The organism is Type-D symbiont of Plautia stali (assembly GCF_001485335.1).
Classification (GTDB): Bacteria; Pseudomonadota; Gammaproteobacteria; order Enterobacterales; family Enterobacteriaceae; genus Pantoea; species Pantoea vagans_C.
Map to the genome: position 1 here is coordinate 1 of NZ_BBOC01000066.1, position 21096 is coordinate 21096.

The window sequence follows — 21096 nt, forward strand, 5'->3', positions numbered from 1 at the left end:
TAAATGCGCACCCTACATTTTCCTTGTAGGGTCGCCATTTATGGCGACCGTCTCCAGGGTGCAGATATTTACAGCGCCTGCGCGCACGCCCAGGCTGAACTCCATGCCCACTGGAAGTTATACCCGCCCAGCCAACCGGTGACATCCACCACTTCGCCGATAAAGTACAGTCCAGGCACGTCGCGCGCTTCCATGGTTTTTGATGAAAGCTGGGTGGTATCCACACCGCCCAGAGTCACTTCCGCCGTGCGATACCCTTCGGTGCCGTTGGGCTGCACGCGCCATTGATGCAGCGTATTCACCAGTTCACCCTGCTGTTTGCTGTTAAGCTGCTTCAAGGTGACATCCGGGATCTGCTTCAACTCCTGCAGCACTTCCACCAGCCGCTTCGGCAAGATTTTCGCCAGGCTATTTTTCAGGCTGAGATTGGGATGCGCCTCGCGCTGCACGTTGATAAAATCTTCCAGCGAGGTTTCCGGTGACAGGTTGATGGTGACGAATTCCCCAGGTTGCCAGAAGCTGGAGATTTGCAGCACCGCCGGGCCGGACAAACCGCGATGGGTAAACAGCATCGCTTCTTTAAACAGCGTGCCGTCTTGTGCTGTTATCGTGGTCGGCAATGCCACGCCCGACAGCGTGTTTAGCTGATCCAGCAACGGCTTGTGCAACGTGAAAGGCACCAGCGCGGCGCGTGTCGGGAAGACTTTCAGGCCAAACTGTTCGGCGACTTTATAGCCAAATGGCGTAGCACCCAGCCCCGGCATCGATAATCCACCGCTGGCGATCACCAGTTTTTCCGCCTGAACCTCTGAGCCGTTGAGTTGCAGCGTGTAACCTTTCTCATCACGTGCCACGCTCAGCACTTCGCTACGCAAACGCAACGTCACCTGTCCGGCTTCACACTCTTTTAAAAGCAGATCGACAATCTGCTGGGCCGAATCATCGCAGAACAGCTGGCCGAGGGTTTTCTCGTGATAGGCAATGCCATGGCGGTTCACCAGATCGATGAAATCCCACTGGGTATAGCGTGCCAAAGCCGATTTACTGAAATGCGGATTGTGCGAAAGATATGCCGCCGGTTCGGTGTACATATTGGTGAAATTACAACGACCACCGCCCGACATCAGGATTTTACGCCCGGCCTTTTTGCCGTTATCCAGCAGCAGCACGCGGCGACCTAACTGTCCTGCCTGCGCTGCGCAGAACATGCCGGCAGCGCCTGCACCAATAATGATAACGTCAAACTTGTCCACAGCTCTTAACCCACCTGATTGAAAGGCGCTGATTGTAGAGATCTGCGGCAATTCGCGCCAGCGTCAAAAAAATGCCGCAAATGTGTCATAATGTAACTGCCTTATTTTTCAGCCTTTTTGCCTTGTCTTAGTGCTTACATTGCAATTTTAAGACAAAAAGGGACTATATTTTCCTTTCACATCATGCGTGTTGTCGCAGATAATGCGCCGCGTTCATGTCCTCCAAAATGGCGTAACGTTTATGCTGCATCTGTTTGCTGGTCTTGACCTAAGCACCGGCCTGTTTTTGGTTATTGCTCTGCTGTTCGTATTGTTCTATGAAGCAATCAACGGTTTCCACGACACGGCTAACGCAGTCGCTACTGTCATTTATACCCGTGCGATGCGGGCGCAGTTGGCGGTTGTGATGGCTGGTGTTTTCAACTTCTTAGGCGTTTTGCTGGGCGGTTTGAGTGTGGCCTATGCCATCGTGCATATGCTGCCTACGGATCTGCTACTGAACGTCGGTTCCGCACATGGCCTTGCCATGGTGTTCTCCATGCTGCTGGCAGCCATTATCTGGAACCTGGGTACCTGGTATCTGGGTTTACCGGCCTCCAGTTCGCATACATTGATTGGCGCCATTATCGGTATTGGTCTCACCAATGCCCTGATGACCGGCACCTCGGTGGTTGACGCGCTCAACCTGCCGAAAGTGATCAATATTTTCCTTTCTCTGATTCTGTCACCGATTGTCGGACTGGTGATTGCGGGTTCGCTGATTTTCTTGCTGCGTCGCTACTGGAGCGGCACCACGAAACGTTCGCGTATCCACATGACCCCTGCAGACCGTGAAAAGATCGATGGCAAGAAGAAGCCACCGTTCTGGACACGTATTGCACTGATTGTCTCAGCAATCGGCGTGAGCTACTCGCACGGTGCTAACGATGGTCAGAAAGGCATTGGCCTGATTATGTTAGTGCTGATTGGCGTAGCACCGGCCGGTTTCGTGGTGAACATGAATGCCTCCGGTTATGACATCACCCGAACACGTGATGCCGTTAATCATCTGCAGCAGTACTATCAGCAGCATGGTGATTCTCTGACGCACATCGTGCAGATGGCGCCCCCTGTGGTGCCGACGCCGGAAGAGTCAGTGGGCGGTCCGCATGAGTTCCATTGCGACAGCAGTCGTGCCCTTCAGGCTATCGACCGCGCACAAGGCTTGCTGGCTAATCTGAACAGCTACGATCAACTGACCGTTGATCAGCGTAGCCAGATGCGTCGTTTGCTGATGTGCGTATCGGATACCGCTGACCGCGCGGCGAAGCTGCCGGAGACCAGTGCTGATGATAAGCGCTTCCTCAACAAGCTGAAGGGCGATCTGCTGGGCACCGTGGAGTACGCACCGGTCTGGATCATCATGGCGGTGGCGTTAGCGCTGGGCATCGGTACCATGATTGGCTGGCGTCGTGTGGCGACCACTATCGGCGAGAAAATCGGTAAGAAAGGCATGACCTATGCGCAGGGCATGTCGGCACAGGTCACCGCTGCGGTCTCTATTGGTATCGCCAGTTATACCGGTATGCCGGTGTCGACCACGCACATCCTGTCGTCATCGGTTGCTGGCACCATGCTGGTTGATGGCGGTGGCTTACAAAGCCGCACCATCAAAAATATCGCCATGGCATGGGTGTTCACCCTGCCGGTGTGTATTGTGCTGTCAGGTTCGCTCTACTGGATTGCCCTGAAGATTATTTAAGCCATCCGTAGAAAACAGAGGGGCGACAGCAATGTCGCCCTTTTTTATTGCCAGATCGCCATGGCTATCAGGCTCACCACCACCAGAAAACACAGCCCACTGGTCAGCACAAACTGCCCACGCACGCGCTCGCAGCGGCGAATGAATTCGTCGTCGTGATGATCGCGATAGCGCTTATCCCAGATATAACGCACCAGCCGCACCTGCTTACTGGGCTGGCCATGAGACGTGAAGAACCCCGCCCCATCCACATATTGATACAGCAGCGGATCACAACCGCGCAGCACAGCCAATAGCGAGCGCAAAGAAGAGAAGTAGCGCGCCATATTCACCAGACAAACCACACACAGAGCCCAAAAAAGCGCGATAGTGCTGATCATGTTCCCCTCCCAGCTGGAGCCGCAATGACGTCGAATGCAGCGGGGAAATGCTGTAGACGCCCCACGGGAAATAAACCAGCCACAGATGAATCGAATTGCATTGTTGTTATGCGAGCCCGAGCGCGTAACCCAGACGGCGGTGGCACTCATTTTCAGTGTAGGAGATCTGTTCAATTTTTTTCCAGCGATGATTTTCGTTCACCGCGAGTGAAAATCGCGATAGCGCTTGATCTTCCTCACAAGCGAGCCGCAGATTGCAGCATTTGTTAACAACTCTGGCTATACTCAAAACATAACAACATACGCCTGTAGGCATAAATTGTGGCTGGCGGCGCTTCATCGCCATTGTGCGCAAAGGACAACGCCCGCCGTGAAGGCAAACTTCGGGTTGCCCCCAGAATCTTGAGAAAGGAGTTTTATCATGGCTTATAAACACATCCTGATTGCAGTAGACCTTTCCCCGGAAAGCCAGTTGCTGGTTGATAAAGCCGTTTCGCTGGCCCGCCCCTACGACGCTAAAATCTCTCTCATCCACGTTGATGTGAACTATTCAGACCTCTACACCGGGCTGATTGACGTCAACCTGGGTGACATGCAGAAGCGCATTTCCGAAGAGACCCACACCGCCTTGAAAGAGCTGTCAACTAACGCCGGTTATCCGATCAGTGAAACCCTGAGCGGCAGCGGCGATCTTGGCCAGGTGCTGGTGGATGCGATTAAAAAGTATGATGTGGATTTGGTGGTGTGTGGACACCATCAGGATTTCTGGAGCAAGTTGATGTCTTCAGCACGTCAGCTGATCAACACCGTGCACATTGATATGTTGATTGTGCCGCTGCGTGATGCAGACGACGAATAAGCCGCAACCGTCTGTTAGGTCGGCATAAATGCCGCCCCTACCACGCACCATGACATCCGTAGGGTCGGCATTTATGCCGACCTTTTAACAGGAAAGCATTAAACCAATGGCGGATAAATATCAAACCGATGGCTTTTGGTGATCACTGCAGATTGAGTTTCCACACCCGCTAACGGCGGTGCGTAATCCGGGCGTTTTACCACGATGCGTTTTTTGGCCAGGCGTCGCGCCGGTTCCAGCAACGCATCAGCGTCTTCATCCGGCCCCACCAGCGACTGAAACACGCGCATCTCTTTCTTCACCAGCGCGCTCTTCTGACGATGCGGATACATCGGGTCGAGATATACCACATCCGGCGCGGGTGTGATATCACTCAACGCCTGTTGGCTCACCACATGCAGCAACGTCAGCCGTTCACGCAGCCAGCCGCCAATCTCAGCATCTTCATATCCCCGGCGTAAGCCATCATCCAGCAACGCGGCGACCACCGGATGGCGCTCCAGCATGCGTACGCGGCAACCTAACGCTGCCAGCACAAAAGCATCACGCCCCAGCCCCGCCGTTGCGTCAACCACATCCGGCAGATAACCACCTTTGATGCCCACCGCTTTCGCTACCGCTTCACCCCGACCACCGCCAAACTTACGGCGGTGCGCCATGGCACCAGAAACGAAGTCCACAAAGATGCCGCCTAGTTTCGGCTCATCCCGTTTGCGCAGCTCAAGATGCTCCGACGTCAGCACCAGCGCCATCACGGACTGATCGTCATGCTGCAAACCCCAGCGCTGCGCCAGATGTAATAAGGCGCCGTCTCCGGCGCCTGTTTCATCGATTAAACCGATATTCACAAGCAGGCTTATCCCTGAATTCCGTAGTGTTCCAGCATCGCATCCAGTTGCGGTTCACGGCCACGGAAGCGTTTGAACAGCTCCATTGGCTCTTCTGAACCGCCGCGCGTCAGGATGTTATCGAGGAACGACTGACCGGTTTGACGGTTGAAGATGCCCTCTTCTTCGAAACGAGAGTAAGCATCGGCCGCCAGCACATCCGCCCACAGATAGCTGTAGTAACCGGCAGCGTAACCGCCCGCGAACACGTGGCTGAAGGCGTGTGGGAAACGGCCCCACTCTGGGCTTGGCACCACGGCAACCTGCTTCTTCACTTCACGCAGCGTTTCGAGGATTTGCGCACCTTTTTCTGGATTGAATTCAGTGTGCAGACGGAAATCGAACAGGCCGAACTCCAGCTGACGCAGGATAAACAGCGCCGCCTGATAGTTCTTCGCTGCCAGCATCTTATCCAACAGATCTTTTGGCAGCGGCTCACCGGTTTCGTAATGGCCGGAGATAAACGCCAGCGCGTCCGGCTCCCAGCACCAGTTTTCCATAAACTGGCTCGGCAGTTCGACCGCATCCCATGGCACACCGCTGATGCCCGATACGCCAGGCGCTTCGATGCGCGTCAGCATGTGATGCAGACCGTGACCGAATTCGTGGAACAGCGTGGTCACTTCATCATGGGTGAACAACGCAGGCTTGCCCTGCACCGGACGATTGAAGTTACAGGTGAGGTACGCCACTGGCTTCTGCAGGCTGCCATCGGCTTTACGCATCTGGCCGACACAATCATCCATCCAGGCGCCGCCACGTTTGTGCTCACGCGCGTAGAGATCGAGGTAGAAACTGCCACGCAGCTCACCACTTTCATCAAACAGATCGAAGAAACGCACATCCGGATGGTAAACATCGACGTCTTTGCGCTCTTTCGCCGTAATGCCATAAATGCGTTTTACCACTTCGAACAAGCCGCTGACCGCACGCTCTTCTGGGAAATACGGGCGCAGCTGCTCATCGCTGATGGTGTACAGATGCTGCTTCTGCTTCTCGCCGTAATAGGTGAGATCCCACGGGTTCATCTCATCAACGCCAAACTCTTTTTTGGCGAAGGCACGCAGCTGTGCCAACTCTTTCTCACCCTGAGGACGCGCACGCTTGGCAAGATCGGTCAGGAAGTCGATGACCTGTGCCGGGTTTTCCGCCATTTTGGTAGCCAGCGACTTATCGGCAAAGGAGTCGAAGCCCAACAGTTGTGCCAGTTCGTGACGCAGAGCCAGTTCTTCCGCCATCACCGGACCGTTATCCCACTTACCGGCATTCGGACCTTGTTCAGACGCACGCGTCGAGTACGCACGGTACATCTCTTCGCGCAGGGCAGCGTTATCACAGTAGGTCATCACCGGCAGATAGCTCGGGATATCCAGCGTCAGCAGCCAGCCTTCTTGCTCTTTAGCTTCGGCCTGCGCTTTTGCCGCCGCCAGCGCGCTCTCTGGCATCCCCGCCAGATCCGCTTCATCGGTGATCAGCTTGTTCCAGCCCATGGTAGCGTCGAGCACGTTGTTGCTGTAGGTCGAACCCAGTTCAGACAGACGCGCCGCGATTTCGCCATAGCGCTTCTGCTTCTCTTTATCGAGGCCGATACCAGACAGCTCGAAATCACGCAGCGCGTTATCGACGGCTTTCTTCTGTGCGATATCCAGCGCGGCATAGCTGTCGCCCTGTTTTAAATCACGGTAAGCCTGATACAGGCCTTCATGCTGGCCTACCCAAGTGCTGTATTCTGACAGCAGCGGCAGCGTCTGCTCGTAGGCTTCACGCAGTTCCGGGCTGTTTTTAACCGAATTCAGGTGACTGACGGGGGAGAAAATACGGCCCAGACGATCATCCACTTCAGCCAGTGGCTGCACTAAATTATCCCAAGTGTAAGGCGCACCCTGCGCCACCACGCGTTCCACTTCGGCACGACAGTTGTTCAGCGCTTCAGTGACAGCGGGAACCACGTGCTCAGGTTTGATGGCGGAAAATGGCGGAAGCGAAAAAGGGGTGAGTAACGGATTGGTCATAAGCGCAGTCCTTTCATCGTAGTGTTCGGGCGCGAGATTCGCGCGACGCAATCTTTCTAACATGCGGTCAGAGAGCCTGAAAATCAATGCCACTAAGGATGGACCGACGAAGAAAAAAGCGCGAGCGCCAAAACGTCAGCAATTTTTACGCAGCACGGCTATAATCGCGCCACACACGATGTTTTTTTACTCCTTTTGATCCAACCGCGGACCCCTCTTTTTTATGCTCAGTTATCGCCACAGTTTTCATGCCGGCAACCATGCCGACGTGCTCAAACATACCGTTGAAAGCCTGATCCTCACCGCGTTGATGGAGAAGGAGAAACCGTTCCTGTATCTGGATACGCATGCCGGTGCCGGCCGTTACCAATTGAGCGGAGAGCACGCCGAGCGTACCGGTGAATATCTGGAAGGCATTGCGCGCATCTGGCAGCAGCCGGACACGCCAGAGCTGTTGAAGCCCTATCTTTCTGCGGTGCGCAACCTCAACCCGCATGGCACCTTGCGCTACTATCCCGGCTCGCCGCTGATCGCACGCCATCTGCTGCGCGAAGACGACAAGCTGGAACTGACCGAACTGCACTCCAGCGATTACCCGCTGCTGCGCAACGAATTCAGTAAAGACGGCCGCGCACGCGTGGCACGTGGTGACGGCTATCAACAGTTGAAAGCCAAACTCCCACCGCTGAGCCGCCGTGGTTTGATTCTGATTGACCCACCGTATGAGCTGAAAAGTGATTATCAGGATGTGGTGAAAGGGATTCAGGAAGGCTACAAGCGTTTTGCCACCGGGGTGTATGCGCTGTGGTATCCGGTGGTGCTGCGCCAGCAGATCAAACACATGGTCAAAGACCTGGAAGCCAGCAACATCCGCAACATTCTGCAGATTGAACTGGCGGTGCGCCCAGATAGCGATCAGCGCGGCATGACTGCCTCGGGCATGATCGTGATTAACCCGCCGTGGAAGCTGAAAGCGCAGATGGAAGAGCTGCTGCCTTGGCTGCATCAGAAGCTGGTGCCAGCAGGTACGGGCCATTACAGCGTGACGCAGATCGTACCCGAGTAAACACATCCCTTGCCAACGGGCGTGCCAAGGCTCGCCCCTACAGATGATTTGTAGGGTGCGGCCCTTGGGTCGCCCGAGCCGCCTCTCTTTCAAAGGACCCTTGTTATGTGGATCATTCTGGCTGGCGCGCTCACGGTGCTGTCGCCTGCCAAGCGTCTCGCCGTCCTGTTGCTGCTGCTGACGACGCTGATGGGCCTGTTCCAGGACGTGCTCGACTGGCCAGCGATTGCCATCCTGGGTGCAATCGCGTTGCTGGCATGGGTTCGAGTGGAAAACCCCACCAACCGCGCCGTGCTGCTGATTAGCGAAGCCTTACTGGTGCTGATCGCGGGCGGCTTGTTCCTGCACTTGCTGCCCGGTTTCAACAACCCACGCCAGATCGAAGACTTACAGGCTGGCCCCAACAGCGTGCCGTTCAGCTTCTACTACAACTTCGATAAAGCGCTGATTCCGTTTGTACTGCTGGCGGCGTTGCCGACGCTGTTCCGCGCACAGAAGTTTCCCCCTGCGCACAAGATCCTCTGGCTGCTGCTGTTAGCGGCGATCCCGCTACTGCTGTATGTCGCCGTGTTGTTGGGTGGACTGGCGATTGAGCCGCACTGGCCTGAATGGCTCGGCAGCTTTATGCTGGCGAACCTGTTTTTTGTCTCGCTGGCGGAGGAAGCCTTCTTCCGTGGCTATCTGCAACAGCGTCTGCGGCAGAAAATCGGTGGCGTGGCAGCACTATTAATCGCCTCACTGCTGTTTGGCCTGGCACACTTCCCCGGCGGCATGTTGCTGGTGATTTTCGCCACGCTGGCTGGCCTGATATATGGCCTGGCGTGGCACTGGAGCGGACGCGTGTGGGTCGCCACCGGCGTGCATTTTCTGCTGAACCTGACGCATCTGCTGTTCTTCACCTACCCCGCGTTACAGCATTAAATCTCGAATACTGCGAAATCACGTGCCAGCTCGGTAGCCATAAACACCGACTGGCACTCCGCCAGCAATCTCTCCCGATCACTCGACACATAGCGCGAACTGAAATGCGTGGCGATCATGCGCTTCACCCCCGCCAGCCTGGCCACTTCGGCTGCCTGGACCGTGGTGGAGTGGCCGCGACCATTGGCTTTCTCGGCCAGTGCCGCTTCCAGCGTGGTTTCATGCACCATCACATCCGCGTTGGCGGCCAACTGCAGTGCCACATCGGTAGGGCCGGTATCACCAAAAATCGCCACCACTTTGCCTTTGGTGGCGGGCCCAAGATACGCCGCACCGTCGATTTCACGTCCATCATCCAGTTGAATGCGTTTGCCCTGTTTTAAATCCTGATACCACGGCCCACGCGGCACACCCTCGGCTTTTAACCGTGGTGCATCCAGAAAACCCGGTTTGTCATGCTGTTCGATGCGGTAGCCATAACACTCCACCACATGATTCATCGGATAGGCGGTGACGCGGAATTCACCGTCATCCAATACCTCACCGGCTTCGATTTCGATTATCTCCAGCGGAAAGCTGGTGTAAGAGCCGCTCAGGCTAAGCGCCGTCTCGATAAACTGTTTGATACCTTGCGGACCATAAATGGTCATCGGCTCCAGTAATCCCGCCATTGAGCGGCTGGTGAGCAAACCCGGCAGGCCAAAAATGTGGTCACCGTGCAGGTGGGTAATGAAGATTTTTGCCAGCTTGCTGGGCTTAAGCGCGGAGCGCATAAACTGATGCTGGGTCGCTTCACCGCAGTCGAACAGCCAGGTGTCACCGCGTTTCGACAGCGTCAGCGCAATGGCGGTGACGTTGCGTTGCAGGCTCGGCGCACCCGCGCCAGTGCCAAGAAAAGTCAGATTCATAGTTTTCTTCCCTGTGAGCGAAACCTGAATAACACCCTATCATAATCATAGGCTGAACCTTTGCGCCGCTTGCGCAAGCAGCGTTACACTCTATGCCAATTTTCTTCCAACAGATGGACATTCCGGATGACCCGACATTTTGATTACCTCGCGATTGGCGGCGGCAGCGGCGGTATCGCCTCCATTAACCGTGCAGCGATGCATGGCCAGAAGTGCGCCTTGATCGAAGCGAAAGAATTGGGCGGTACCTGTGTCAACGTGGGCTGCGTCCCGAAAAAGGTGATGTGGCATGCGGCACAGATTGCTGAAGCCATCCACTTGTATGGCCCGGATTACGGTTTCGACACCACCGTGAATCGCTTTGACTGGTCAACGCTGGTGAAGAACCGCAGCGCCTATATCGATCGTATTCACACCTCATACGATAACGTGCTGGGGAAAAATAACGTTGAAGTGATCAAAGGCTTCGCGCGCTTCGTTGATGCCAACACCGTGGAAGTGAACGGTGAAACCCTCACCGCCGACCATATCCTGATTGCCACGGGCGGCCGTCCGAGCCACCCGCACGTACCTGGCGCAGAATACGGTATCGATTCCGATGGCTTCTTTGAGCTGGATGCGCTGCCAAAACGTGTTGCAGTGGTCGGCGCCGGCTATATCGCCGTGGAACTGGCGGGCGTGGTGAACGCACTGGGAGCAGAAACCCACCTGTTTGTGCGCAAGCATGCGCCGCTGCGCAGCTTCGATCCGCTGATCGTTGATACGCTGGTGGAAGTGATGCAAGCCGAAGGCCCGACGCTGCACACCGAATCGATTCCAAAAGCGGTGATCAAAAATGCGGACGGCAGCCTGACGCTGCAACTGGAAAACGGCCATGAGCAAACCGTTGATTGCCTGGTGTGGGCGATTGGTCGCGAACCGGCCACCGATAACCTTAACCTCTCCGTGACCGGCGTTGCGCTGAACGAGAAAGGCTATATCAACGTGGATAAGTTCCAGAATACCAACGTGAAAGGCATCTATGCAGTGGGCGACAACACCGGTGCCGTCGAGCTGACACCGGTGGCGGTGGCTGCTGGCCGTCGTCTCTCTGAACGTCTGTTCAACAATAAGCCGGACGAGCATCTGGACTACAGCAACGTGCCGACCGTGGTGTTTACTCATCCGCCGATTGGTACTGTTGGCCTGACCGAGCCTCAGGCGCGCGAGCAGTATGGCGACGATCAGGTAAAAGTGTATAAATCATCCTTCACCGCCATGTACACCGCCGTCACGCAGCATCGCCAGCCATGTCGTATGAAGCTGGTGTGCGTTGGACCGGAAGAGAAGATTGTCGGTATCCACGGTATTGGCAACGGTATGGATGAGATGCTGCAAGGCTTCGCCGTGGCGCTGAAAATGGGAGCCACCAAGAAGGACTTTGACAACACCGTGGCGATTCACCCCACGGCGGCGGAAGAGTTCGTTACCATGCGGTAATCCTGGTGCGCATCAATGCGCACCCTACGAAAACCTCGCACGATCGCCGTAGGGTTGCCATTTATGGCGATCGGAAAGCGTTAAACTGACGAGCAGTGCGCCATTTATGGCGACCAGAGATAAGGCGGAATGAATTCCGCCTTTTTTATATCTGCAGCACCGGCACTTCCACCACCTGAATCGCTTGCTCACCGCTCTCAATCAAACTAAACACCCTGTCCATCATGCTTGCCACATCCTGTTTCACCATGGTGATGTCTTTGCACAGCAGCGCCACAAACGGGTCCCAGTCAAAGCAGCCGATGACGGGATGCTTATCATCCGTTAACAGATTCTCCGCGCGCAGAAACTGAACCGCCCCTTCCAGCGAAATCGTCGAATTCACAAACAGACCAAAGTGCCCGACAGGATGCTGCTGAAAGTAACGTTTCAACGCGGTTTGCGCTTTTTCTGGCTCATAACCGCACAGCAGCACGTTCTCTTCCGGCACCGCAATTTGGCGTTCCTGATGCGCCAGCAAGAAGCCTCGCAGACGTTCTTTGCTGTTGTGGTCACTGGCGCGTCCGCCGATAAAAATCAGTGCCTGCGGGCATTTATCCAGCAAGGTGCGCGTCAGACTCAGTGCGCCATTGAAGTTATCTGAAATGATGGAAGGAGCCAGCGAACCGGGTAGGTCCAGATTGAGCGAAGGCACGGAAGCGTTCTGGCACAGTGCAGTGATGCGATCCGGATCAGTTGCGCCGGTCACCACCATATAATCCACTTGCCAGGACAGCATGGTTTGCGCGGCTTCCAGCTCTAAATCTGGATCGCGCTGCGTGCAGGTAATTACCGGAAACAAGCCACGATCGCGCGCCATCTGCTCAAACTTTTCCACAATTGAGCCAAAATAACGGTTGTCGTATTTCGGCACGATCATCCCGATGGTTTTTGAGCGCGTTGTGCGCAGCATGCTGGCCTGCCGATTCAGCGCATAGCCCTGCTCTTGCGCAACCCGGCTCACTTTCTCGGCAGTGCTGGCACTGATGCGCCGTTTCTTCCAGTTACCACTCAAAATCGCGCTTACCGCGCTTGCCGAAACCCCTGTGAGTTCCGCCAGGTCATAAATGGTGGTTTTCTTGTTTTTGCCGATCCCCGTCACAGAACCCATCCCTTTATTGCGCATTTTGTTGCTGGTTAGAAGTGAGGGTGATAGTTGTGCTTCATCGATTGAGCACCACCTAAAACGCCATTGATAAAGGATTATAAGATGAACTCGAACCTCTTCTCCATGCATAACCCTCTCAACGGAAAAGTCGCCGCCATCACCGGCGCTGCTTCCGGAATCGGCCTTGAATGCAGCAAGGTATTGCTTCAGGCCGGTGCGAAAGTCGTTCTCATCGATCGCGACGGAGACAAGTTGCAGCAGCTGGTGGCGGAGCTGGGCCCTCAGGCACTCGCGCTGCAGATTGATCTGATGGACGGCAAACAAGTTGACGGCATTCTCGATGACATTCTCAAGCTGGCGGGTCGTCTGGATATTTTCCACGCCAACGCTGGAGCCTATATCGGCGGGCCGGTGGCGGAAGGCGATCCCGAGATCTGGGACCGGGTGCTAAAACTCAATACCAGCGCCGCCTTCCGCTGTGTGCGTTCGGTGCTGCCGCATCTTATCGCCCAGAAATCGGGTGACATCATTTTCACCAGTTCCATTGCGGGCGTGGTGCCGGTGGTCTGGGAACCCATCTATACCGCGTCGAAGTTCGCGGTGCAGGCCTTTGTGCATTCAACCCGTCGTCAGGTGGCGCAGCATGGCGTGCGAGTCGGTGCGGTGTTGCCCGGCCCGGTGGTCACTGCGCTACTTGATGACTGGCCGCAAGAGAAGCTGGATGACGCGCTGGCCAACGGCAGCCTGATGCAGCCCATTGAAGTCGCGGAATCGGTGCTGTTTATGGTGACGCGATCGCCTGGCGTGACCGTGCGCGATATCGTTATTCTCCCTAACAGTGTTGACCTGTAACCGTTCGAGGTGAAGCAGCATGAGCAACGAAAAATATCTGATTGGTGTGGATGTCGGTTCTGCCAGTGCCCGTGCCGGGGTGTTTGATCGGGCGGGCAATCTGTTGGGACATGCAAAACAGCGCATCACCACCTTCCGGGCGCACGGTAATGTGGTGGAGCAATCCGCCAATGAGATTTGGCAGGCGGTAAGCCACTGCATCCGTGAGGCCATTGCAACGGCCGCCATCGATCCTAAAGCCGTAGCCGGTATCGGTTTTGACGCCACCTGTTCGCTGGTGGTGATCGATGACAATGGCCATCCGCTGCCCGTCAGCGCGCAGGGCGATGCCGAACGCAATATCATCGTGTGGATGGACCATCGCGCTACACAGCAGGCCGACGCCATCAATGCCACCGCACACCCGGTACTCGACTACGTTGGTGGCCGCATCTCGCCGGAAATGGAGATGCCAAAACTGCTGTGGCTGAAGACCCACAATCCGCAGACATTCCAGCAGGCGGCCCACTTCTTTGACCTCACCGACTACCTCAGCTGGCGCGCCACCGGCGATACGGCGCGATCCTCCTGCACGGTGACCTGTAAATGGAACTATCTGGCGCATGAGCAGCGCTGGGATGCGGACTACTTCAATGCCATCGGGCTGCCGGAATTCGCGCAGGAAAACTTTGCCCGTATTGGGCAGCGCATCGTTGAACCGGGTACGCCTTGCGGCAATGGCTTAACCGCGCAAGCTGCCGCCGATTTTGGTTTACCCGTGGGGACACCGATTGCCGCAGGCTTAATTGATGCCCATGCAGGCGGCGTGGGAACGCTGGGCGCGGATGGCCGCCCGGAAGAGAAACTCGCTTACGTGTTTGGCACCTCATCCTGCACCATGACGCCGACCCACGAAGCAGCTTTTGTGCCCGGCGTGTGGGGGCCTTACTACTCAGCGATGGTGCCCGGCTTGTGGTTAAGCGAAGGAGGACAAAGCGCGGCGGGCGCGGCCATCGATCGCCTGCTGGAAATGCATCCTGCTGCGGTCATCGCGCAGCAGGCCGCTGATGCAGCGGGCCTCTCACTGCCAGTGTATCTCGCGGAGCAGGCCCGGCAAAACGCCCCCAGCGACTCAGAAACCGTGCAGCTAGTAGAAGGCCTGCATATCGTGCCGGAGTTCGCCGGCAATCGCGCCCCCTTTGGCGATCCTTATGCCCGCGCGGTGATTTGCGGTTTAGGCATGGACAATGATGTCGCGAGTCTCATCTCGCTGTATATCGCAGGCTTGTGCAGCCTTGGCTATGGCCTGCGGCAGATCATTGAAGCCCAAACCAGCAAAGGCATTGTCACCCGCTCAATCGTGATCAGCGGCGGTGCCGGGCAGCATCCGCTGGTGCGCCAACTGTTAGCCGACAGCTGCCAACTTCCGGTGCAATCGACCCTGTGCCCGGAACCGGTATTACTGGGCTCAGCGATTCTGGCCGCCACCGCCAGCGGACTGTATAGCGACGTTACCTCAGCGATGCAAAGCATGACCACCCAGGAAAATAGCTGGCATCCCGAACCATTAGTTTCGGCACTGCATCATCACCGATATGACGCATTTAAATTACTGCAAAGCACGGCGCGTAATATTCGCCAGCAGGAAGACTAATATTGCGCGCCGGAAATTGTCCGGCGCTCAATGACCTATTCCTCCCATTTCCCGCAAGATAAAATCCATTTTCTTCACTACTCAAGCGTAGTCTGCCGGGCTACTATTTCTGCCTTTGCTGGCGCCCTTCGCGCTGGCGTTTTTTAATGGCAGAAAGGGGAGCGTGAGCACAATGTTGACGCAGGGTGAGCAGTGGATTTGGCGTCGGGAACCGGCATGAATATCATCAATATTATTATGTCCGCGGGCAAAGCTTCCGTGGATGTTGCACTGTATACGCTTATTCCGATCATGGTGGTGATGTTATTCATCATGAAATATCTGGAAGTGAAAGGCGTACTGGATTTTGTAGTACGTCATTCCACGCCGTTATTAAAACCGTTAGGTATTACCGGGCTGGCCTTATTTGCCTTAATTCAGCTTAATTTCGTCAGCTTCGCGGCACCGCTGGCGGCATTAGCGATTATGGAAAAACGCGGCACCTCGGATCGTCATATGGCGGCGACGCTAGCCATGCTGTTCGCCATGGGTCAGGCCAACGCCTTTTATCCGTTGATACCCGCAGGACTGAACTGGAGCGCGGCACTGCTGATCTCCATCTGTGGCGGCGTGCTGGCAGCAGCGGCGACCTATCACTGCTTTGGTCGCAAGCTCTCCGATGCCGCACTGTTGAATGAAGACGAAGCGGTCGCCAACAACGAAAGCAAAATGGGGCTGATTGCGATTATCAACAGCTCAGGCGCCGATGCCATCCGTCTGGCGCTGGGATCGCTGCCGATGTTGATTCTCTCGCTGTCCGTGGTGGGCATTTTGAAAGAGTCCGGCGGGATTGAGATGCTCACGCGTCTGGTCTCACCGCTGCTGGATAAACTCAACATCTCCGAAGTCTACATATTGCCTGCACTGACCAAATGTCTGGCAGGCGGTACCGCCTACTACGGCGTGGTGGCGGGGTTAGTGGAGAAAGGTCTGTACAGTGCCCACAACATCAATGCGTCGGCCGGTTTGTTGATTCAGACTTTTGACCTGCCCGGCATTGGCATCTTCCTTGGGCTATCGAGCCGTTTCCCTCGCCTGTTCCGCTTCGCGGTGCCGGGTATCATCCTCGGTATCGCACTGCGCGGTGTGGCACACGCCATCCTGTTTTAATTATCCCTGGCGCTGAAAAGGCTTTTCAGCGCCAAATTTTAAATAACACTACAGTTTTCAGGCGTTATTTAAAATTAACCCTATACATTCCATCGTTATTTTCATCAGTTGCAAAACCTTTAATTATCGTACTATTATCCCCAGCATGGTTTTCCAAAAATAATTAATCCCAGATCCATTAAAGGGTTAATTAATACCTTAATTTCACTGCAGGTAATCGTCCTGCATATTCACTATTGATACGCAGATAGGGTAGATCCATGAGCGGTAAACAAATAACCTGGAATGGCGGGTTACAGCCTGAAGCCATCGAGATTTTGTCGCAAGACGGCGGCATGATTGTGAGCCCAACCAAAGTGGGTTACATCATCATGACCTCCGATAAAGCCGGGCTGGAGCGCAAGTTTGAAGCCAAGCAACGCAAGCGCAACAAGCCGGGCGTGGTGCTGTGCGGCTCACTGGAACAACTGCGTTCACTGGCGCAATTAACGCCAGAAATTGATCAGCTTTATCAGCAACATTGGGATCAAGATATTTTACTGGGCTGTATTTTACCGTGGCGCGAAGATGCGCTGTCGCGTATTCCGGATGACGGCTCTAAAGAGCTGATGATGGATGGACGCCAGACCAGCTGCTTCGTGATTAAATTTGGTCGCCCTGGTGAGAATATTGCAAAAGCGCTGTGGGAAGATCACGGGAAATTCTCTTTCGCCAGTTCAGCCAATCCATCGGGTCAGGGTAACCGTGGTTTAGTTGAGGGTATTGGTGAGCGTATTGCATCGCGTGCTGATTTAATTATCGAAGCCAATGATTATGTGAAATCGATTCAGCCTAACGACGCCAATAAAGTACGCTACGAACAAGGCGTAATGGTATCGATGGTCGATAGCGAAGGCCGCCTGATCCCGCAACAAAACGGTGAACGCAAAATCACGCCGTGCCCGGTGCTGATCCGCAAAGGTCTGGATGTCGATAAAATCATGGCGCTGCTGTCAGATATCTTCCCATCATGGGATTACCGCCACGGTGATTACTACTAATGTGTTGAAGCCTGTTTCCTCCAAGAGGAAACAGGCGACACGGGTTACCACTCGACGGTAATTTTGCCGAAGTGACCCGCAGCTTGCTGATGCTGGAAGGCCGCAGGCAGCTCACCCAACGCACCGTAGCTGTCGCTGATCACCGGGCGAATACCGGTTTGCTCCAGCGCCCGCACAAAGTCCTGCTGCTGGCGGCGATGACCGACAATCAATCCCTGGATACGCGCCTGTTTCGCCATCAGTTGCGCGGTCGGCACGGAACCTTCGAATCCGGTTAACACCCCAATCAAAGCAATATGGCCGCCCACGCGCACCGCCTCAATCGACTGCGCCATGGTGCCCGGTCCGCCGAGTTCAATCACCACATCCGCCCCTCTGCCATCAGTGAGCTGTTGCACGGCTTTGCCCCACTCCGGTGTGCTGCGATAGTTGATACCTGCATCAGCACCCAACTCTTGCGCCCTCGCCAGCTTCTCATCTGAAGAGGAGGTGACAATCACGCGTGCGCCCATCGCTTTCGCGATTTGCAGTGCGGTAATCGACACGCCGCCGGTGCCCAGCGTCACGATGGTGTCCCCTGCTTTGATCTGTGCATCACCCACCAGCGCGCGCCATGCCGTCAGGCCGGAGGTGGTGATGGTTGCCGCTTCCGCATGCCGCCAGCCACGGGGTGCCAGGGTGAAGTGCTGAGCCGGACGCACCACTACCTCAGCAGCAAAGCCATCAGTACCATCGCCCGGCGTCTGGGTAAAATTGCCGACCTGCGCGAAAGGCAGACCATCTTGCCACTGCGGAAAGAAGCAGGAGACCACGTGGTCGCCTGGCTTAAATTCGGTGACGCCTGCGCCGACTTCTTCCACCACGCCCGCGCCGTCCGCCATCATGATGCGATCTTGCGCAGTGGGGATCGATCCGTTTGCCACCAGCAGATCGTGGAAATTGAGTGAGGTCGCGTGGATCGCTACGCGGATCTCGCCAGCACCCGGTTTGCCAGGATCGGGCAGATCGGTGAGTTGCAGCTGGTCTAAACCGCCAGGTTGTTTGAGGATCATCGCTTGCATGGTTGCTGTTCTCCTTGGCGAAGGTCGCCATAAATGGCGACCCTACAAATGGGTTGATACGCTTGATGGCGACCCTATGCGTGATGGGGTGCACAATAAACTCAACCCTTCATGTCGTAGGGTGCGCATTGATGCGCACCAGGAAAAAACTGCATATCAGTGTGGCAGCGATGCCCGCTCCTTGCCTGTTACAATGTGCGGTTTGCGCCTCAGCGTGTTAACTCGAAACATCCGCGCCATAGGCTATCGCTTTTTGCGCGCGCAGCTCCGTCAAGCGACGCTCCAGCGCCGCTTCGATGTTGTCGTAAGCCGTGCTGCCAAGGGCTAAACGCAGCGGCATGTCTGCTTGATCCAGCGTGGCGATCATCGCGGTAACCGATTTTGCCGCATCCCCTTTGATGGCGAAATCACCCGACAAGATCGCGCGGCGCAGTTGGCCAGACGCCGAGTCGTGATAAGCCTCCAGCGCCTCGGCGATATCCAGCCCGGCGCCAAAGTTAGTGGCGGTTGGGCCCGGCTCAACCAGCAGGAAATCAATGCCAAAACTGGCCACCTCCTGACGCACCGCCTCAACAAAGCCTTCGATGCCCCATTTGCTGGCGTGATACAGGCTAAAGTTAGGATACGCCACCTGCCCGCCTTCAGAAGAAACCTGCGCGATGCGTCCTCCACCCTGCTGGCGTAACAGCGGAATCACCGCGCGAATTAGCTGGATGGAACCGGTAAGATTGGTGGCGATCTGGCGATCAATCTGCGCATCACTCAGCTCTTCCGCCGCGCCAAACAAACCGTAGGCGGCATTACTCACCACCACGTCAACGCGCTCAACTTGTGCAAAGGCTTGGGCAGCCACAGGCGCGATGCTGGCGGTGTTGGCCAGATCCAGTGAGATGACCTGTAACTGCTCGCCGTAGCGCGCTTGCAAATCCGCCATCGCAGCGGTGCGGCGCACACAGGCCAGCACACGATCGCCGCGCGCCAACAGATCTTCACTCATTAAACGGCCCAGCCCGCTGCTGGCACCGGTGATTAACCAGGTTTTCATTTTGACCTCCTCTTATTGAAAACCTGATAGTAGATCGCTTTACTGGTGGTCATAATCTCCCCAATCGCGCATGACCTGGTGAGGAAAAACCACCAATGAGAAGACCTTCCTGGCAAGAACTGCAAGCCATTAAAACGCTGGGTGAACAGCGCAGCTTTCGCCGTGCCGCCGAGATGCTTGGCCTGAAACGCTCTTCACTCAGCCATCTGGTGAAAACGCTGGAACACAACCTTGGGGTACAGCTGTTTCAACGCACCACGCGTAGCGTGTCACTTACCGATGCCGGGCAACAGTTACTCGATCGACTCGCCCCACTGCTGAATGAGATGGATGAGGTACTGCATGATGTCAGCGCGCGCCGCCAGCAGCATGCGGGCATATTGCGCATCAGCGCCAGCGACGTGGCAATCAGTATCCTGCTGGAAAAAGTGGTGCCCGCTTTCAGTCGCGACTATCCCAACATCCAGCTCGACTTCGCCGCCCAGGGTGCGCTGGTGGATATCACCGCAGCCGGATTCGATGCCGGCATTCGCTTAGTGGAAGATGTGCCGCAGGATATGGTGGCGATTCATTTAGGCGGCCCGCTGAGCTTTATGACGGTCGCTTCACCAGCCTATCTGGCTGCACATCCGTTAGTGCAGCAACCGCAGGATTTATTGCAGCAACAGTGCATTCGGCATCGTTTGCCCAGTGGGAAACGCTATCGCTGGGAGTATGAGAAAGCAGGAGAAAGGTGTGAGATCGAGGTGCCAGGCATTATCACCCTGGACAACAACGCGCTGATGACCAGTGCGGCCATCAGCGGATTGGGCATTGCTTATGTGCCGTCGCTTTACGCCGAAACAGCGCTGCAATCCGGTCAGTTAGTCGAGCTACTGGCTGACTGGCGGGTGCAGTCGGCAGGTATGGCATTGTGGTTCCCGCCCAACCAGCATCAGTCGATGGCGCTGCGGCTGTTTATCGATGCGCTGAAAATCAGCCTGCCGCGCCGGTCGTGACTCAAGCCTGACGCTGTGGCGCTTTGTGCACCATGGTGTAAGCGTAATCCACGCCCATGCCGTAAGCGCCGCTGTGTTCGCGCACCAGATCCATCACTGCGTCGTAGGTCTCTTTACGTGACCAGTCGCGCTGGTACTCCAGCAGCACTTGCTGCCAGGTCACTGGCACTGCACCCGCCTGCACCATACGCTGCACAGAACGTTCGTGGGCATCGACGCTGGTGCCGCCAGAAGTATCGGTCACTACGTAAACTTCGTAGCCCTCTTTCAGCGCCATCAGGGCCGGGAAGGTCAGGCACACTTCGGTCCAGAGCGCGGAGATAATCAGCTTCTTGCGACCGGTTTTCTTCACCGCCTCAACGAATTTGGCATCTTCCCATGAGTTCATAGAAGTACGCTCAATCGGTTTCGATTCCGGGTGCACCGCCAGCAGTTCTGGCCAGATGTAGCCGCTGAAGCTTTCGGTTTCTACGGAGGTATAAATCACCGGCACGTCGAAAATCTTGCCCGCTTTGGCCAGGGCAACGGTGTTATTTTTGAGCTGCTGGCGATCAATGTTAGCGACACCAAAAGACATCTGCGGTTGATGGTCGATGAAGATCAAAGTTGAGTTCTGTGGGTCGAGCAGGTCGAGTTTAGACATGATTTATTCCTCAAAGGTATCG

General features: G+C 55.7%; 19 protein-coding genes. 10 read left to right on the forward strand and 9 right to left on the reverse strand.

Translation table 11 applies throughout. The features are described from left to right. Positions 1-68 precede the first annotated feature (68 nt). Positions 69-1286, reverse strand: a complete 1218-nt coding sequence (locus tag PSSD_RS18755) for a BaiN/RdsA family NAD(P)/FAD-dependent oxidoreductase (protein WP_268810644.1) — start codon at positions 1284-1286, stop codon at positions 69-71. Between the two features lie 208 nt (positions 1287-1494). On the opposite strand from PSSD_RS18755, the gene pitA reads away from it, so the two are divergent. Next, complete coding sequence (pitA, locus tag PSSD_RS18760) at positions 1495-2994, forward strand: inorganic phosphate transporter PitA (RefSeq protein ID WP_058973260.1); 1500 nt, start codon at positions 1495-1497, stop codon at positions 2992-2994. 44 nt (positions 2995-3038) lie between these two features. On the opposite strand, the gene uspB is transcribed toward pitA, so the two are convergent. After that, complete coding sequence (gene uspB, locus PSSD_RS18765; RefSeq protein ID WP_039328388.1) at positions 3039-3374, reverse strand: universal stress protein UspB; 336 nt, start codon at positions 3372-3374, stop codon at positions 3039-3041. 421 nt (positions 3375-3795) lie between these two features. On the opposite strand from uspB, the gene uspA reads away from it, so the two are divergent. Beyond that, a complete protein-coding gene (uspA, locus tag PSSD_RS18770) occupies positions 3796-4233 on the forward strand; it encodes a universal stress protein UspA (RefSeq protein WP_039328387.1) in 438 nt (145 codons plus the stop codon). Positions 4234-4331: 98 nt separating this feature from the next. Here the strand turns inward: uspA and rsmJ are convergent, their stop codons facing one another. After that, positions 4332-5081 (reverse strand): 16S rRNA (guanine(1516)-N(2))-methyltransferase RsmJ, encoded by a 750-nt coding sequence (gene rsmJ / locus PSSD_RS18775; RefSeq protein ID WP_058973261.1) that lies wholly within the window; start codon positions 5079-5081, stop codon positions 4332-4334. Between the two features lie 8 nt (positions 5082-5089). Beyond that, positions 5090-7132 (reverse strand): oligopeptidase A, encoded by a 2043-nt coding sequence (prlC, locus tag PSSD_RS18780; RefSeq protein WP_039328384.1) that lies wholly within the window; start codon positions 7130-7132, stop codon positions 5090-5092. 223 nt (positions 7133-7355) lie between these two features. Between prlC and PSSD_RS18785 the strand changes: the two genes are divergently transcribed. Both PSSD_RS18785 and PSSD_RS18790 read left to right on the forward strand, forming a co-directional pair. After that, positions 7356-8198 carry a 23S rRNA (adenine(2030)-N(6))-methyltransferase RlmJ gene (locus PSSD_RS18785; RefSeq protein WP_058973262.1) on the forward strand — a complete coding sequence of 281 codons (843 nt, stop codon included), beginning with the start codon at positions 7356-7358 and terminating at the stop codon, positions 8196-8198. A 105-nt stretch (positions 8199-8303) separates the two neighbouring features. Further along, on the forward strand, positions 8304-9119 hold the full coding sequence (locus PSSD_RS18790; RefSeq protein WP_058973263.1) for a CPBP family intramembrane glutamic endopeptidase: 816 nt from the start codon (positions 8304-8306) through the stop codon (positions 9117-9119). On the opposite strand, the gene rnz is transcribed toward PSSD_RS18790, so the two are convergent. Further along, positions 9116-10027: a ribonuclease Z gene (gene rnz / locus PSSD_RS18795; RefSeq protein WP_058973264.1), complete on the reverse strand. Its 912-nt coding sequence runs from the start codon at positions 10025-10027 to the stop codon at positions 9116-9118. The genes PSSD_RS18790 and rnz overlap by 4 nt on opposite strands. A gap of 126 nt (positions 10028-10153) precedes the next feature. Here rnz and gorA point away from each other — a divergent pair, with 126 nt between their 5' ends. After that, complete coding sequence (gene gorA / locus PSSD_RS18800) at positions 10154-11506, forward strand: glutathione-disulfide reductase (RefSeq protein WP_058973265.1); 1353 nt, start codon at positions 10154-10156, stop codon at positions 11504-11506. A 145-nt stretch (positions 11507-11651) separates the two neighbouring features. Here the strand turns inward: gorA and PSSD_RS18805 are convergent, their stop codons facing one another. After that, a complete protein-coding gene (locus PSSD_RS18805; RefSeq protein ID WP_439654609.1) occupies positions 11652-12671 on the reverse strand; it encodes a LacI family DNA-binding transcriptional regulator in 1020 nt (339 codons plus the stop codon). An 84-nt stretch (positions 12672-12755) separates the two neighbouring features. Between PSSD_RS18805 and PSSD_RS18810 the strand changes: the two genes are divergently transcribed. From PSSD_RS18810 to PSSD_RS18825, 4 genes are all read left to right on the forward strand, one after another. Then, positions 12756-13505, forward strand: a complete 750-nt coding sequence (locus PSSD_RS18810; protein ID WP_058973266.1) for an SDR family oxidoreductase — start codon at positions 12756-12758, stop codon at positions 13503-13505. 19 nt (positions 13506-13524) lie between these two features. Further along, a complete protein-coding gene (locus tag PSSD_RS18815) occupies positions 13525-15138 on the forward strand; it encodes an FGGY-family carbohydrate kinase (RefSeq protein ID WP_058973267.1) in 1614 nt (537 codons plus the stop codon). 216 nt (positions 15139-15354) lie between these two features. Continuing rightward, on the forward strand, positions 15355-16287 hold the full coding sequence (locus tag PSSD_RS18820) for a hypothetical protein (RefSeq protein ID WP_058973268.1): 933 nt from the start codon (positions 15355-15357) through the stop codon (positions 16285-16287). A 260-nt stretch (positions 16288-16547) separates the two neighbouring features. Continuing rightward, complete coding sequence (locus tag PSSD_RS18825) at positions 16548-17327, forward strand: L-threonylcarbamoyladenylate synthase (protein ID WP_039328376.1); 780 nt, start codon at positions 16548-16550, stop codon at positions 17325-17327. Between the two features lie 44 nt (positions 17328-17371). Here PSSD_RS18825 and PSSD_RS18830 read toward each other — a convergent pair whose 3' ends face one another. Next, complete coding sequence (locus tag PSSD_RS18830) at positions 17372-18388, reverse strand: zinc-dependent alcohol dehydrogenase family protein (RefSeq protein ID WP_058973269.1); 1017 nt, start codon at positions 18386-18388, stop codon at positions 17372-17374. 217 nt (positions 18389-18605) lie between these two features. Then, positions 18606-19433, reverse strand: a complete 828-nt coding sequence (locus PSSD_RS18835; RefSeq protein WP_058973270.1) for an SDR family oxidoreductase — start codon at positions 19431-19433, stop codon at positions 18606-18608. A gap of 95 nt (positions 19434-19528) precedes the next feature. On the opposite strand from PSSD_RS18835, the gene PSSD_RS18840 reads away from it, so the two are divergent. Beyond that, positions 19529-20431, forward strand: a complete 903-nt coding sequence (locus PSSD_RS18840; protein WP_058973271.1) for a LysR family transcriptional regulator — start codon at positions 19529-19531, stop codon at positions 20429-20431. Position 20432: 1 nt separating this feature from the next. Here the strand turns inward: PSSD_RS18840 and PSSD_RS18845 are convergent, their stop codons facing one another. Beyond that, entirely contained in the window at positions 20433-21074 is a 642-nt protein-coding gene (locus tag PSSD_RS18845; RefSeq protein WP_039328370.1) for a hydrolase, read from the reverse strand. Positions 21075-21096: the final 22 nt, after the last annotated feature.

Excerpts from the sequence above, each read along its gene's own strand:
- pitA (WP_058973260.1), top strand. The coding sequence starts at position 1,495 with ATGCTGCATCTGTTTGCTGGTCTTGACCTAAGCACCGGCCTGTTTTTG.
- uspB (WP_039328388.1), bottom strand. The coding sequence starts at position 3,374 with ATGATCAGCACTATCGCGCTTTTTTGGGCTCTGTGTGTGGTTTGTCTG.
- uspA (WP_039328387.1), top strand. The coding sequence starts at position 3,796 with ATGGCTTATAAACACATCCTGATTGCAGTAGACCTTTCCCCGGAAAGC.
- prlC (WP_039328384.1), bottom strand. The coding sequence starts at position 7,132 with ATGACCAATCCGTTACTCACCCCTTTTTCGCTTCCGCCATTTTCCGCC.
- PSSD_RS18785 (WP_058973262.1), top strand. The coding sequence starts at position 7,356 with ATGCTCAGTTATCGCCACAGTTTTCATGCCGGCAACCATGCCGACGTG.
- PSSD_RS18790 (WP_058973263.1), top strand. The coding sequence starts at position 8,304 with ATGTGGATCATTCTGGCTGGCGCGCTCACGGTGCTGTCGCCTGCCAAG.
- rnz (WP_058973264.1), bottom strand. The coding sequence starts at position 10,027 with ATGAATCTGACTTTTCTTGGCACTGGCGCGGGTGCGCCGAGCCTGCAA.
- gorA (WP_058973265.1), top strand. The coding sequence starts at position 10,154 with ATGACCCGACATTTTGATTACCTCGCGATTGGCGGCGGCAGCGGCGGT.
- PSSD_RS18805 (WP_439654609.1), bottom strand. The coding sequence starts at position 12,671 with ATGCGCAATAAAGGGATGGGTTCTGTGACGGGGATCGGCAAAAACAAG.
- PSSD_RS18810 (WP_058973266.1), top strand. The coding sequence starts at position 12,756 with ATGAACTCGAACCTCTTCTCCATGCATAACCCTCTCAACGGAAAAGTC.
- PSSD_RS18815 (WP_058973267.1), top strand. The coding sequence starts at position 13,525 with ATGAGCAACGAAAAATATCTGATTGGTGTGGATGTCGGTTCTGCCAGT.
- PSSD_RS18820 (WP_058973268.1), top strand. The coding sequence starts at position 15,355 with ATGAATATCATCAATATTATTATGTCCGCGGGCAAAGCTTCCGTGGAT.
- PSSD_RS18825 (WP_039328376.1), top strand. The coding sequence starts at position 16,548 with ATGAGCGGTAAACAAATAACCTGGAATGGCGGGTTACAGCCTGAAGCC.
- PSSD_RS18830 (WP_058973269.1), bottom strand. The coding sequence starts at position 18,388 with ATGCAAGCGATGATCCTCAAACAACCTGGCGGTTTAGACCAGCTGCAA.
- PSSD_RS18835 (WP_058973270.1), bottom strand. The coding sequence starts at position 19,433 with ATGAAAACCTGGTTAATCACCGGTGCCAGCAGCGGGCTGGGCCGTTTA.
- PSSD_RS18840 (WP_058973271.1), top strand. The coding sequence starts at position 19,529 with ATGAGAAGACCTTCCTGGCAAGAACTGCAAGCCATTAAAACGCTGGGT.
- PSSD_RS18845 (WP_039328370.1), bottom strand. The coding sequence starts at position 21,074 with ATGTCTAAACTCGACCTGCTCGACCCACAGAACTCAACTTTGATCTTC.